At 31.1% G+C, this 14,507-nt stretch carries 13 protein-coding genes; 3 read left to right on the forward strand and 10 right to left on the reverse strand.

Annotation, left to right across the window (positions count from 1 at the left end):
• Positions 1–10: 10 nt before the first annotated feature.
• The 7 genes from rodA to AQ1689_RS06575 all read right to left on the reverse strand — a co-directional run bounded on the left by rodA (position 11) and on the right by AQ1689_RS06575 (position 7,806).
• Entirely contained in the window at positions 11–1,288 is a 1,278-nt protein-coding gene (gene rodA / locus AQ1689_RS06545) for a rod shape-determining protein RodA (protein WP_101914933.1), read from the reverse strand.
• Positions 1,269–3,152 (reverse strand): penicillin-binding protein 2, encoded by a 1,884-nt coding sequence (gene mrdA / locus AQ1689_RS06550; protein WP_101914932.1) that lies wholly within the window; start codon positions 3,150–3,152, stop codon positions 1,269–1,271. The genes rodA and mrdA overlap by 20 nt, the downstream gene beginning before the upstream one ends.
• Before the next feature lie 57 nt (positions 3,153–3,209).
• Positions 3,210–3,716, reverse strand: coding sequence for a rod shape-determining protein MreD (gene mreD, locus AQ1689_RS06555; RefSeq protein ID WP_101914931.1), 507 nt, complete (start codon positions 3,714–3,716; stop codon positions 3,210–3,212).
• Entirely contained in the window at positions 3,709–4,482 is a 774-nt protein-coding gene (mreC, locus tag AQ1689_RS06560; protein WP_232112220.1) for a rod shape-determining protein MreC, read from the reverse strand. The genes mreD and mreC overlap by 8 nt, the downstream gene beginning before the upstream one ends.
• A gap of 59 nt (positions 4,483–4,541) precedes the next feature.
• Complete coding sequence (locus AQ1689_RS06565; RefSeq protein WP_101914929.1) at positions 4,542–5,570, reverse strand: rod shape-determining protein; 1,029 nt, start codon at positions 5,568–5,570, stop codon at positions 4,542–4,544.
• An 83-nt stretch (positions 5,571–5,653) separates the two neighbouring features.
• Positions 5,654–7,180 carry a bifunctional phosphoribosylaminoimidazolecarboxamide formyltransferase/IMP cyclohydrolase gene (gene purH, locus AQ1689_RS06570; RefSeq protein ID WP_101955564.1) on the reverse strand — a complete coding sequence of 509 codons (1,527 nt, stop codon included), beginning with the start codon at positions 7,178–7,180 and terminating at the stop codon, positions 5,654–5,656.
• Between the two features lie 173 nt (positions 7,181–7,353).
• Positions 7,354–7,806 (reverse strand): GAF domain-containing protein, encoded by a 453-nt coding sequence (locus tag AQ1689_RS06575; protein WP_101914927.1) that lies wholly within the window; start codon positions 7,804–7,806, stop codon positions 7,354–7,356.
• A 424-nt stretch (positions 7,807–8,230) separates the two neighbouring features.
• Between AQ1689_RS06575 and AQ1689_RS06580 the strand changes: the two genes are divergently transcribed.
• The 3 genes from AQ1689_RS06580 to AQ1689_RS06590 all read left to right on the forward strand — a co-directional run bounded on the left by AQ1689_RS06580 (position 8,231) and on the right by AQ1689_RS06590 (position 11,415).
• Entirely contained in the window at positions 8,231–8,644 is a 414-nt protein-coding gene (locus AQ1689_RS06580) for an HYC_CC_PP family protein (protein WP_101955565.1), read from the forward strand.
• A 94-nt stretch (positions 8,645–8,738) separates the two neighbouring features.
• Positions 8,739–10,985, forward strand: coding sequence for a TonB-dependent receptor (locus AQ1689_RS06585; protein WP_180947546.1), 2,247 nt, complete (start codon positions 8,739–8,741; stop codon positions 10,983–10,985).
• Between the two features lie 55 nt (positions 10,986–11,040).
• The gene (locus AQ1689_RS06590; RefSeq protein WP_101914924.1) at positions 11,041–11,415 is read left to right on the forward strand and encodes a heavy-metal-associated domain-containing protein; all 375 of its coding nucleotides are present in this window, start codon (positions 11,041–11,043) and stop codon (positions 11,413–11,415) included.
• Between the two features lie 69 nt (positions 11,416–11,484).
• Here the strand turns inward: AQ1689_RS06590 and AQ1689_RS06595 are convergent, their stop codons facing one another.
• The 3 genes from AQ1689_RS06595 to AQ1689_RS06605 are packed head-to-tail and all read right to left on the reverse strand — an operon-like array spanning position 11,485 to position 14,503.
• On the reverse strand, positions 11,485–12,600 hold the full coding sequence (locus tag AQ1689_RS06595; protein ID WP_101955567.1) for a pseudouridine synthase: 1,116 nt from the start codon (positions 12,598–12,600) through the stop codon (positions 11,485–11,487).
• A 47-nt stretch (positions 12,601–12,647) separates the two neighbouring features.
• Positions 12,648–13,565, reverse strand: a complete 918-nt coding sequence (locus AQ1689_RS06600; RefSeq protein WP_101955568.1) for a geranylgeranylglycerol-phosphate geranylgeranyltransferase — start codon at positions 13,563–13,565, stop codon at positions 12,648–12,650.
• A gap of 11 nt (positions 13,566–13,576) precedes the next feature.
• Positions 13,577–14,503: a mevalonate kinase family protein gene (locus AQ1689_RS06605; protein ID WP_058885841.1), complete on the reverse strand. Its 927-nt coding sequence runs from the start codon at positions 14,501–14,503 to the stop codon at positions 13,577–13,579.
• Positions 14,504–14,507 lie beyond the last annotated feature (4 nt).

Here is a 14,507-nt window from a genome sequence, read left to right on the forward strand (position 1 = left end):
AAGAGTGTTTTTAAAAATCATATTTCTTGTGCGCATCTAGGCGGATAAAAATAAATAATAGTACGGTAAAACCCCATAAAGATGAACCTCCGTAGCTAAAAAAGGGCAGCGGAATACCAATAGTAGGTAATAAACCGATGACCATTCCAATATTTACAACAATATGAAAAAATATAATAGAAGCGATGCCGTAGCCATATACCCGCCCAAATTTATTGGTTTGATTTTCTGCTAAATAAATAATTCGATAAAGTAATAACATAAATACTATAATTACGGTGGAACTGCCTAAAAAGCCCCATTCTTCGCCTACAGTGCTATAAATATAATCGGTTTCTTGTTCGGGTACAAATTTCCCTTGAGTTCTGTCGCCTTGTAAAAATCCTTTACCAACTAAACCCCCCGAACTAATGGTTAATTTTGATTGATAGGTGTTATATCCTTTGTTTTTAAGGTCGGTAGTTTTTCCTAATAAAATATCAAATCGGTCTTTTTGATGTGGTTCTAATACGTTTTCATAGGTATATCCGATACCGTAAATAAATAAGGTTGTAAATAAGTATAATGATATTATTTTAATTGCATTGAACCTTAAAAATCGCTTGTCTTTATAAAATCCACGAGCAAGTCCTGAGCTAATAAGTAGTAAACAGCTGAAAAGAATCCAATTTGCACCGAAATAGATTGTTAGAATAAATAAAATAATTGAAACAGTTCCAAAAACAATATAATTTAAGGTTAAACCTTCTCTGTTTAAAACGAAAAAGAAAGAGAAGTAAATTAAAACAGAGCCCATATCAGGTTGAAAGGCAATTAGAATAGCGGGTAAAAAGATAAGTAAAAATGCTTTTAATTGATTTTTAAGTAGTTTAAAATTATATTTTCTATCACTAATTAATTTGGCTAATGCTAGTGCTGTAAATGCTTTTGAAAATTCGGAAGGTTGTAAGCCGATTCCACCAAAATTATACCAAGAAGTTGCGCCATTAATTTTTTTTCCGAAGATAAAAACCCCTGCTAATAGCACTAACGAAAGCACGTATAGAACACTAGCGAATCGTTCGTAAAATTTTGAATTAAAAAAAAGAATCAAAATTATTAGTGGAATACTGAGTCCTATAAAAATAAATTGTTTTCCATATTTGGTTGAAAAATCAAAAAATTGTCGGGTAGTATCTGTTGATGATGAGGCGTAAATATTCATCCATCCGAAGCCAACAAGCACTACGTATAGTAAAATTAGCAACCAATCGATGTTCTCAAAAATATTATTTCGTTCCTGACGCAAGGCTATCGTTTTTTTTAATTAATTTTTCATATTCTTTTTGAAGACTCATCTTTATCATACGGTTTTCTACATATTTTCTTGAAATTTTTCCGGTAAGGTATTTTTCAATCAATAAACTCGTTATTGGTGCTGCTATTGTTGAACCGTATCCTCCATTTTCAACAAAAATAGCAATGGCAATTTTAGGATCGTCTTTTGGTGCAAAAGCAATAAATATAGAATGGTCTTTTGCTTGTACTTTTTTACCATCGACCATTTTTGTTTTATTTTCGGAAGTTCCTGTTTTTCCACAAATTTCAATGCCTTTTACTTGGCTTCCTCTTGCGGTTCCGTTGGTAAATACTTCGTGCATTGCTTGAATAGCAATTGGAAAGTGTTTTGGAGCTATGGTAGTGTGTCTTTTGGCGGTATAAAGAGTGTCTATAATAGCTTTATTATCAATTTTTTTAACAACATGAGGCGTATGAAAATAGCCTTTATTAGCTATTGCAGTAGTCATATTCGCCAATTGCATTGGCGTAGTTAGTATTTCTCCTTGACCAATTGCATTTGAAATTGTATAGGTAGCGCTCCACCTGTTTTTATACCATTTGTTATAAAATGCGGCATCAGGAATAGCTCCTTTTCTTCCAACAGGTAAGTCATATCCTAAAAAATTACCTAAACCAAAGCTTTCTACGTGTTTGTTCCAGGTATCCATTCCTATTTTTGGATCGCCTGTTTTGTCGATAATTTTTTTATATGTAGTTGCAAAATAACTGTTACACGATTTTGCAATGGCTGTTTTTAAACGAATAGGTCTTCCTGTAATACCACAATGACACGCCATTAATTGTCTTTTACCTTTACCGTATCTGTATCCATGATGGCAAAAAACGCCAAAATCTTTATCAATAACCTCTTCTTGCAAACCGATTAATCCGTTGAGTATTTTAAAGGGTGATCCTGGAGGATACATTGCCTGAAGCCCTCTATCAAAAGTAGGCATATTAATAGTGTCGTTAAATAATTTTACAGAATTGGGCGAGCGTTTTCTTCCAACTAATAAGTTAGGATCATAAGAAGGAGCGGTTACAAGGGCTAAAATTTCGCCTGTTTTTGGCTCAATTGCTACAATACCACCTCTTTTTCCTGTCATTAAAAGCTCTCCATACGCTTGAAGTTCACTATCAATGGTTAGGGTTAAATCTTTACCGGTTACCGCAAGGGTGTCGTACAATCCATTTTTGTAAGATCCTGTAATTTTATTTAAATTATTTCTTTTGAAGAATTTTCGACCTTTAACACCTCTAAGAATTTTTTCGTATTGTTTTTCAACGCCCATTTTCCCTATCAGCTCTCCTTGCTCATAGTAATTATTTGTTTTTGCTTTTTGTTCGTTTACCTCGGCAATAAATCCTAAAATATTTGCTGCTGATTTAACAGGATAATCTCTAATAATACGTTTTTGGATATAAAATCCTTTGTATTTTGGTAGTTTTTCTTGTAGATATGCAAAATCTTCTTTTGCCAATTGTTTTAAAAATACAGAAGGCAACCAACGGGCAAAATTTTCGGCTTTTTTAAAGCGTTTTTTAAAGCTTTTTACATCGATTTTTAAAAGATTACAAAACTCTAAGGTATCTAAATGAGTTACGTTTTTAGGAACGACCATTACGTCGTACGATAACTGGTTTGCTACTAATAATTTTCCATTTCGATCATAAATATAGCCGCGTTCAGGATAGTCATATTCAATTTTTACGGCAGAACTTTGTATCGGATTAATATTTGCACCCTCAATAATTTGCAATTGAAATAACCTTGCTATATAAATGACTCCAACTAGCGTAATTAAAAATAGGAGTAAAAAACTTCGTTTCATTTCTGATACTTTATGTATTGTTCAATAAATAGTAATAGGGGAGGGTTTTGTATTTTTTTATTTTAATTTTTTTCTAAAGATAAAACTTCCTAAGAAATACAATGTTAATGTAAAGATACTAGAATATAAGGTGTTTAAAAGCACTTTAGTGATATTGTAAAAACTAAAATTAATCAAACTAAATAAGATAAAGTGATGTACAAGTGTTAAAATTAATGTGTAATTAAATACCTTATCAAAAGTTTCTAACCGTAAGCTGAATAATAAATAATCAGGTTCGTTTTTTTTAAATATTTTTTTGATAAAAAACAACCTAATATAGGCAATAAATAAAATTGAAAAAGCGTGTATTCCTCCTGAATTGGAAAAAGCATCTACACCTAAACCTAATAAAAAAGCCAAGCTTAAAAAAGAAAATCGATCTGATTTTAAAGGATATAAAAAAACAAAACAGATGTATAAATAAGGATTTATATAGCCTAAAAACAAAACATTATTTAATACTAATACTTGTAGTAATAATAAAAAAACAAATAAAAAGAGGATGTAAATGGTTTTATTCATTGTTGTTTTCGATGCTTTTAATTGCCTCTTTATCAAGGTTTGTAACAATGTAAATATGCCCTAAGTTAGCCATATCATTAAATAATTTAATATCAATAGTATTTGCTGCCGATAATTTTTCAGGTATTTTACGAATACTTCCTATAGGAATTCCTTTAGGAAAAATAGTAGATTTTCCGCCTGTAACAATCGTGTCGCCAATTTTTAAAACTGCCTGACGAGGAATATCGGTTAGTTGTACGGTGTTATAATTGTTACCATTCCACTTTAAAGTTCCGTAATAATTATTGTTTTTAAACCCTGCATTAATTTTACTTTTAGAGTTTAAAATAGATTGAACTCTTGAATATTTACTACCAACATTGTCGGTAATACCTATAATTCCTTTGCTATTTATAACCGCCATTTCTTTGGTAACTCCATGATTACTACCACGGTTTATAGTTATAAAATTATCAATATTATTGTAAGGATTGTTATTTATTTTTCCATTGATATATAAAAACTGTTGCGTTGAATTTAACGTATCTATATTGACGGTATCAACAATAGTAGCAAGTACTTCTAGTTTATTTTTAAGAATGCTGTTTTCAAGAGAAAGCTCTTTATTGCGGCTTTTTAAATATAGATATTCAGAGAAATTGGCTGATTTTTCATAAAATCCGCCTGTAATAAAATTTGTAGAGCTGATAAATTTACTTCTATGAAAAGAATGATTGTTGATAATTAATGCAACAGCAATAATTTCTAGAAATAGAAAAAACAAGAAGTTTTTATACCTCTGAAGGAAATAAAGAAGCTGTTGCATAAATAATCATTCAAAATTTATTTGATCAATACAGATTTGTATTTTTCAAGGTTTTTTAAGGCAATTCCTGTTCCACGTACCACGGCACGTAAAGGATCTTCGGCTACATAAACGGGTAAATCTGTTTTACGAGACAAACGCTTATCTAATCCACGAAGCATAGAACCTCCACCGGCTAAATAAATACCACTATTATAAATATCGGCAGCTAATTCAGGTGGTGTTTTTGATAAAGTTTCCATTACCGCATCTTCAATACGTAATATTGATTTGTCTAACGCCTTGGCAATTTCTCTATAAGAAACCTGTACTTGTTTTGGTTTTCCGCTTAATAAATCACGCCCTTGCACCATCATATCATCAGGTGGACTTTCTAAATCTTCGGTAGCAGAACCTATTTGTATTTTAATTCTTTCGGCAGTAGTTTCTCCTACGTATAAATTGTGCTGCGTGCGCATATAATACATAATGTCGTTGGTAAATAAATCACCCGCAACTTTTACCGATTGATCACATACAATACCCGCAAGTGCAATTACTGCAATTTCAGTGGTACCACCACCGATATCAATAATCATATTTCCTTTGGGTTCCATAATATCAATACCAACACCGATAGCTGCTGCCATTGGTTCGAAAATTAAAAAAATTTCCTTGGCATTCATGTGTCTTCCTGAGTCAATAACGGCACGTTTTTCAACCTCTGTAATTCCTGAAGGAATACAAATAACCATTCGTAATGAAGGCGGGAAAAATCGTTTTTTTATAGCAGGGATTTGCTTCACAAACTCTTTAATCATCTCTTCGGATGCCTGAAAATCTGCAATTACGCCATCTTTCAACGGACGAATTGTTTTTATATTTTCATGAGTCTTCCCTTGCATTCTGCTAGCTTCATGACCGGTAGCAATAATTTTACCAGTTAATCGGTTACGTGCAACAATAGAAGGGTTGTCAATGACAACCTTTCCATTGTGGATTATAAGTGTATTTGCAGTACCTAAGTCGATTGCAATATCTTCCGTCATAAAATCGAAGAATCCCATATAAAGTCCGTTGTTTTTACTTGTTTTTAATGTAATATCACAAATTTAATGAAAATCTGTGGGTAATTTACATTCAATATAAATTAATGTTTAAAATGTCTTGTTCCTGTAAAAACCATAGAAACATTGTTCTCATTACAGTAATCGATACTTAATTGATCTTTAATAGAACCCCCTGGCTGAATTACACTTTGTATTCCTGCATTTTTTGCAATTTCTACACAATCAGGAAACGGGAAAAAAGCATCACTTGCCATTACCGCTCCGTTTAAATCAAAATTGAACGTTTTTGCTTTGGTAATTGCTTGTGTTAAGGCATCAACTCTACTTGTTTGCCCTGTTCCACCAGCTAACAATTGCTTGTTTTTTACTAAAATAATAGTGTTCGATTTGGTGTTTTTACATAGCTTAGAGGCAAATAACAAGTCATCTAACTCATTTTCTGATGGTTTAGTATTTGTAGGATACGATAAATGTTCTAATTTATCGGTAATCATATCTTTATCTTGTATTAAAACACCATTCAAAGCAGTTCTAACGGTTTGTGTAGGTAAAGCAGTTTCTTTTTGAATTAACAATACCCTGTTTTTCTTCCCTTTTAAAATAGCTAAAGCATCATCATCAAAAGAAGGCGCGATTACTACTTCACAAAATAATTTATGAATTTCTTCAGCAGTAGCTTTATCTACGTTAGTGTTTGAAATTAAAACACCACCAAAAGCAGAAGTAGGATCACCCGCTAAGGCATCGGTATATGCTTGATAAATAGTGTCTCTTTGTGCAAAACCACAAGCATTATTATGCTTTAAAATAGCAAATGTTGGCGCTTCTCCTTTAAATTCATTGATTAAAGTTACAGCAGCATCAACATCTAATAAATTGTTGTAGCTTAATTCTTTTCCGTGTAATTTATCGAACATTGCGTCTAAATCACCAAAGAAATACCCTTTTTGATGTGGGTTTTCACCGTATCTTAAAGTTTTAGAAGTGGTTTCACTTGCTTTGTAAACAACTTCATCTTCATTAAAATAATTAAAAATAGCGGTATCGTAATGAGAAGAAATATTAAAAGCTTTAGCAGCTAATTTTTTTCTATCAGAAATTGTTGTGTTTCCGTTAGTTTGAGTAATTAAATTTAAAAAACTTTCGTACTGTTCCATTGATGAAACAATTACCGTGTCTTTAAAATTCTTTGCCGTTGCACGGATTAATGAAATTCCACCGATATCTACTTTTTCAATAATATCTTGTTCAGGAGCTCCAGAAGCTACTGTTTTTTCAAAAGGATATAAATCAACAATTACTAAATCTAATTGAGGAATGTTATATTCTTTCATTTCAGCAACATCACCATCATGATCTTGACGATTTAAAATACCTCCAAAAACCTTTGGATGTAATGTTTTTACACGTCCACCTAAAATAGAAGGGTATGAAGTAACCTCTTCAACAGGTACTACATTAATACCTAATTCTTTTATAAAAGTTTCTGTTCCACCTGTAGAGTAGATAGTTACGCCTAAATCATTCAGTTTTTTTACCACTGGTGCTAATCCATCTTTGTGAAATACTGAAATTAGGGCAGACTTGATTGTTTTTGTATTGCTCATTGTTGTTGTGTTGTTAAGCACGCAAAGCTACTAAAACGCTAATGGTTACGCAATAAATATTTTGGATTGTTACCAAACAAAAACACCTCAAAAATTTGTGTCAATTTTGAAGTGTTTTTTAGCTTTAATCCTGTTTAAAAAAGCAGTTTAAAAAGGCACTAAATGTTTTTTCTTTAGATAAATAAAGCCACTTTTTTACAGGTATATTCTAACAAAGATTCATCATCGGCAGTAAAAGGATTTACGGTGTGCGAATCAATATCAATTTGTCCGATGTTTTGATTATCAACAAAAATAGGAATCACAATTTCCGATTTCACTTTCCATCCACAAGAAATATAATTGTCTTGGTCTTGCACATTTTGCACTACAAAATTTTCATTGCTAACCGCCACTTGCCCGCAAATTCCTTTTCCGAAAGGAATAATGGTATGATCGGTAGGTTCGCCATTAAACTGTGCTAATTTCAGTTCGTCTTTATCGCCGTTTTTAAAATAGAATCCAACCCAGTCATAATATGAAATTTCTGAAGCTAAATAATCACAAATTTCTTGTAATTTTTCTTCTTTAGAATTGTTTTTTTCGGCAATGATATCAATGTTGTTTTTTAATTCGTGTAGGTTCATTATATTAATTTTTAATATCTTTTTAAATTCGATTTTATCTTTGCAAGATAAAGAAATACTTTTTTTAGAGCCTGTTTAAAAATTAAATAAGCTGTCAGTTCGAGTGATTTTTTTTCTTCAAAAAAATTGTATCGAGAACTTTTTTAACCTCAAAATAAATTAAGATAAAATAATTCAAATTCTCGATACAATTTTAATTCCTTTTAGTCATTAAAATCACTCGAATTGACAAGAATCTATCAAAAAAAACTAAAAATCACGGCAAATCAGGATGCGAAATTGAAATAAATTCAGTTTGATGGATTCGATTTCTTATTTTTCTGATATAAAACTTATTTTTAATAAAATTTAAACAGGCTCTTAAAAATAGCTTTAACAATTATTTACAAAAATAGCTTTTTAATTTTTCGTATCTTTGTATGCAATGAACCAACTATTTACAAAAATAGCAACCATTATATTAGCCTTGCTAGTATTGATTTCTACCTTTTCATTTACGGTAGAAAAACATTATTGTGGTGATTTTTTAGTAGATATTTCTTATTTAGGTGAAGCTGATAATTGCGGTACATTAGTAACTAAAAATACTTGTGAAACGCTAATTAAAAAAAAGAAATGCTGTAAAGATGAGGTGTATCAAATTGATGGGCAGGACGATTTACAAAAAGTTTCTTCTACTAAAATAAGCTTTGAAACCGTCAAGTTATTTGTTGCTTTTCACGCCTCTTATCAATTGTTATTTCAAGAAATTGAAACGCAATTAGCAACACATCAATATTATTTACCTCCTGATTTAATTACTGATATTCAGGTACTTCACGAAGTTTTTATTATATGATTTAGCATTTTTTTTAAGTATTTACGGCATTTTAATGTATTAAATGCCTTATAAATACGCCATAAAATCTTGTCGAATTTAATAATATAAAATTATGAAAATAAATATACTCGGTATTTTTATACTGATTTCTGCTGTTGTCTTTTCTCAAAATGAATTTAAAGGCATGATTATGAACAAAGATAATCCAAAAAATAATTTAGGTGTTTACGGTGCAAATATCCATTGGTTAAACACAAATATAGGCGTTACAACCAATCAAAAAGGCTGGTTTACAATTCCGTATAAAAAATCCTATAAAAAATTAGTAGTAAGTTTTGTCGGCTATAAAATGGATACAATTACTATAAATAATTTAAAACCAATTCATCATTTTTTAACGGAAAGTAACAATTTAAATGAAGTAATTGTTACATCTAAAAAAAGTGCGACTCAAAAATCCTATTTAACATCGCAAAATTTAGTAACCATTAATAGTGCCGAATTATTAAAAGCAGCTTGCTGTAATTTGGCTGAAAGTTTTGAAACAAACCCATCGATTGATGTTAATTTTTCGGATGCTTTAACAGGTACAAAACAAATTCAAATGTTAGGTTTAACAAGCCCGTATTTGTTAATAACTCAAGAGAATATTCCATCTATTAGAGGCGCATCGCAAGCATTTGGGCTTTCTTTTACGCCAGGAACTTGGGTAGAAAGTATTCAAATAACCAAAGGAGCAGGAAGTGTTGTTAATGGATATGAAAGTATTTCTGGGCAAATAAATGCCGAATTGGTAAAACCGTTTACAAACTATCGATTTTTTGCAAATATTTACGGTTCAGCAGGAGGAAGGCTAGAGTTTAACACGCATTTTAATCAAAAAGTAAGCGATAAATGGCAAACAGGGCTTTATATCCACGGAAATTCTAGAAATCAGAAGTTTGATAAAAATGACGATGGTTTTTTAGACAATCCGCTAGCAAAACAAGTAAATATAATGAATCGCTGGCAATATGTCGATGCCGAAAAAGGATGGATTAGTTTTGTCAATTTTAGATATTTAGAGGATAAAAAACAACTAGGACAACTAGCGTTTAATCCTGATACAGACAAAGGTTCTGCTACTATTTGGGGAAGTGAAATTAACACAAATCGTTTTGATGCTTCTACTAAATTAGGCTATGTTTTTCCTGATTTACCTTTTCAAAGCATGGGTTTTCAAGCGGCTTATAGCAATCATAAACAAGATTCTTATTTTGGGTTAAGAGATTATAATATTCAACATCAAAGTTTTTATAGCAACCTTATTTTCAATTCAATTATTGGCGATACTCGCAGTAAATTTAAAACAGGGATCAATTTTACGTACGATGCTTACGATGAATTTATAAAAGTAAGCAACGCTCAAAATTTTGATAGAAAAGAAAATTCGTTCGGTGCTTTCTTTGAATATGTGTATGATAATTCTGAAAATTTGAGTATTACCGCTGGTTTAAGAATTGATACTCATAATTTATTAGGAACTTTTTTAACGCCACGTTTACACATTCGTTATACGGCTTGGGAAAAAGGAGTTTTTAGAGCATCGGTAGGAAGAGGGAAAAGAAGTGCGAATATTTTTGCCGAAAATCAACAGTTTTTTGCCTCATCAAGAGCTTTAAAAATAGAAAATCAAGGCGAAGAGTTGTATGGTTTAAATCCTGAAACGGCTTGGAATTATGGCGTATCTTTTTTACAAGGATATAAATTATTTGGTAAAAAAGGAGATGTTACTTTTGATTTTTATCGAACAGATTTTACGAGTCAAGTTGTTGTTGATTGGGAAAATCCGCAGGAAATAGCATTTTATAATTTAAACGGAAAAAGCGTTGCAAATAGCTTTCAATTAGAAGTAAATCAAAATATAATTCCTTTTTTTAATACGCGTTTTTCCTACAAACATTACGATGTAAATACTGATTTTAAATCAGGAAATTTAGATAAAGCTTTACAGGCTAAACATCGATTTTTTGCAAATGTATCGTACGAAACACCTAAAAAAGAAAATGATGCCCATTGGAAATTTGACGCAACCTATAATTGGATAGGCGAGCAACGCTTGCCAAACAGTCAAGTGAATTCAGTAGTAAATCAGCCTAAATATTCAGAAAGTTACAACTTGTTAAACGCACAAATAACCAAGGTATTTTCAAAGAAGTTTGAAATTTATGCAGGAGCTGAAAATATAACAAATTACAAACAAGAAAACCCGATTCAAGGAAGTGAAAATCCGTTTGCTGCAAATTTTGATACAACAATGATATATGCGCCCATATTTGGAAGTAATTTTTATGCAGGTTTACGATTTAAAATAGAGTAGCCTAAATCAAAAGTGATTAAAACGAAATTATAAAATAAAAATAAAACAATTTAAGATGAAAAAAATAGCAATAGTATTCGTAATTTTATTAATGAGTGTGTCTTTATCGGCACAAAAAAAGAACAAAAATGCTAAAATTTCTTTAGAAGTTGATGGCGTTTGTAAAATGTGTAAAAATCGAATTGAAAAAGCCGCTTTAAATTGTAAAGGTGTAAAATATGCAAATTGGAATGTGAACACACATGAGTTAAAATTAATTATTAATCAGCGTAAAACCGATGTTGCTACTATTCAACAAAAAGTAGCCAATGCAGGGCATGATACCAAGGCGATAAAAGCAAGTTCGGAAGCTTATAATGATTTACACGGATGTTGTAAATATAGAAGTGAAGAAATTCAAGACGATCATAAAACAGTGAAAAAACAGTAATAACAAAGCAAAAAAAATCCCGAATTTTACATTCGGGATTTTTTATTAAAATATGTTTTAAAGCAATATTTATAACATTTTTAAAGTGTTTACTTCTTGCTCGGTTAACTCACGCCATCTACCACGAGGTAAATTACGTTTAGTCATTCCTGCAAAAATAACACGGTCTAGTTTTGAAACTGCGTATCCGAAGTTTTCAAATATTTTACGTACAATTCTATTTCTTCCAGAGTGAATTTCAATACCAACTTCGGTTTTTCTTTCACCTTCTACATAAGAAACGGCATCAATAAAAACTTTTTTACCTTCAATAACAACATCGTCACGTAATTTGTCTAAATCAGAAATTGACAATTTTTTATCTAAAGAAGCGTGGTATAATTTACGCACGTTATGTTTTGGATGTGTTAATTTTTTTGCCAACTCCCCATCGTTTGTAAATAATAATAAACCAGTGGTGTTTCTATCCAATCTTCCAACAGGATAAATACGTTCTTTGGTCGCATTATCTACAAGTTCCATTACTGTTTTACGCCCACGTTCATCTTCCATGGTAGTAATATAGTTTTTAGGCTTGTTTAATAAAATATAACGCTTTTTTTCGATAGAAATTAAAGTACCATCAAAACGAACTTCATCGCCAGGTTGTACTTTATACCCCATTTGAGTTATAATTTTTCCGTTTATAAAAACACTTCCGTGTTCAATATAAGTATCGGCTTCTCTACGAGAACAAATTCCTGAGTTAGAAATGTATTTATTTAAACGAATTCCTGCGGTATCATCCTTGCATACTTGCTCAACGGCTGGTTTTCTGGCATCACTTCTAAACTGTTTTTTGTTATCCGAAGAACTAGTTGCAAATCTTGGCTTTTCTGATGATTTTCTAACAGGTCTGTCCGAAGATGTCTTGTTTCTATCAGGTCTATCAGAAGAAGTTCTGTTTCTGTCAGATGATCTATCAGAAGATGTTCTGTTTCTATCAGATGATCTATCAGAAGATGTTCTGTTTCTATCAGATGATCTATCCGAAGAAGATCTGTTTCTTTCTGAAGAACCACTGTTTCTATCAGAAGAACTTCTGTCCGATCTAGAAGATGTTCTATTTCTGTCAGATGATTTTTTTTCACGAGGATTGCTGTTCTTGTCAGCCTGTCGTCCTCTCGACGAGTTTTTTGAGTTCATAATGTATTTTTAAAAAGGGTGCAAATATAGGTTAATTATATGATTTTTTAATCTAAAGCAGTAACTACTTTATCTAAAATTAAAGTCTTATCAATAAAAAGTAAACTAAATACGCCTATTAATAATAATACTTTTAATATGTTGTGTAACAGACGGTATTGGTTTGTTTTGCTTGCCTTCCAAGTGTAAAAACCAATAAATATTAAAACAAATGCGGCTAAATAGAAATAATATTTCATGTATTCGATAGCGGGATAATTAAATAAAATACAAATAGGGGCAAGGGTTAAAAACATTAATAAAATGATTAATTTTTTGGTGTTTTTTTCGCCATATTTTACAGGAAATGTGTTGTAATTATTAATAATAGCGCCTTTAATGTTTTCTAAATTTTTAATCAATTCACGAATTAATATAATTAAAAATAAAAAAATAGCATGTACGAAAATTACTTTTGAAAAATTTTTATAATGTACAAAAAGCACAAAAAAAGGAAGTATGGTTAAGGTAGTAACGCTTATTAAGCCTGTAAAAGGATGTTTTTTAAGCTTATGAGAATATAGCCAAATACTAAATATATAAACAGCAAAAAAGAAGGCGGCTCTCCAAGAAACTAATAATCCGAAGCCAAAACCTGTAAAATTTAAAAAAAAATAGATGGATAATTTCGTTTCTTGTTTTACGTAAGAATCTAAGCTTGTTTTTATGGGGCGGTTTATTTTGTCAGCATTTTTATCATAAAAATTATTGATAATATAGCCTGCCGCAACCACACAAATAGTGGCAATAACTAGGTACAATAAATGCCAGTCAAAAAGTACGGGTTTGATTGATTTTTGATCAGAAAAAATAAAAATAGCAGCCAAATATTGGGCTGCTATTAGTACTAATATATTATAACCTCTAACTACTGATAGAAGGCTGAATAGTTTTTTTACAATTATTTTTGCTGATAGCCTATCCATAAAAATACATCTTAAAATCGATACACTAATTCTAATTTATAGTCTTTTAAGCTTGTTTTTGCTTTTTCATAATCTTCGGTAAATCCTAAAATATAACCACCGCCACCAGAACCGCAAAGTTTTAAGTAGTATTCGTTGCTTTGAATTCCTTTTTCCCAAATTTTATGAAATGCCGTAGGAATCATCGGTTTGAAATTTGTTAAAACAACTTTTGATAATTTTTTAACGTTGCCAAATAACGATTTTACGTTTCCTTGTAAAAAATCATCAATACAGGCATCGGTATGTAATGAAAATTCTTCGCTTAGCATTTTTCGAAATCCTTCGTTTTTCATCTTGTTCATAAAGATGTTAACCATCGGTTCGGTTTTTCCTGCTTGCTCAGAATCTAATAAGAAAACAGCGCCTTTTCCTTGTTTTTGAGAAGGAATCCCGGCAGCTTCAATATGTTCTTTCGAGTTGATTAAAATTGGCAAACTTAAATACGAGTTTAACGGATCTAAACCAGAGCTTTTTCCGTGGAAAAAAGATTCCATTAATGAAAAAACTTGTTTTAAAACTAATAATTTATCACGGGTTAAGTTTTCTAAAACGGTAATTTTATCAGCGGCATATTTATCGTAAATAGCGGCAACTAAAGCACCTGAACTTCCAACGCCATAGCCTTGAGGAATAGACGAATCGAAATACATTCCTTTGTCAATATCATTTTTAAACGATGCTGTGTCAAAACAAACAATATCAGAATTTAGCGTACTTAAATATTCTTGAAACTTTGCTAAATTAGCGTTTGATTTTTGAGCTTCCCCTGTTAAGGTATTGGCTGATTTTAATACGCCTTTATAAGAATTAAAAGGAATTGCCAAGCCTTTTGAGTCTTTAATAATTCCGTATTCTCCAAAAAGTAATATTTTTGCGTAAAATAAAGGTCCTTTCATAGCT

It is taken from the genome of Tenacibaculum finnmarkense (assembly GCF_900239185.1).
Lineage (GTDB): Bacteria > Bacteroidota > Bacteroidia > Flavobacteriales > Flavobacteriaceae > Polaribacter > Polaribacter finnmarkensis.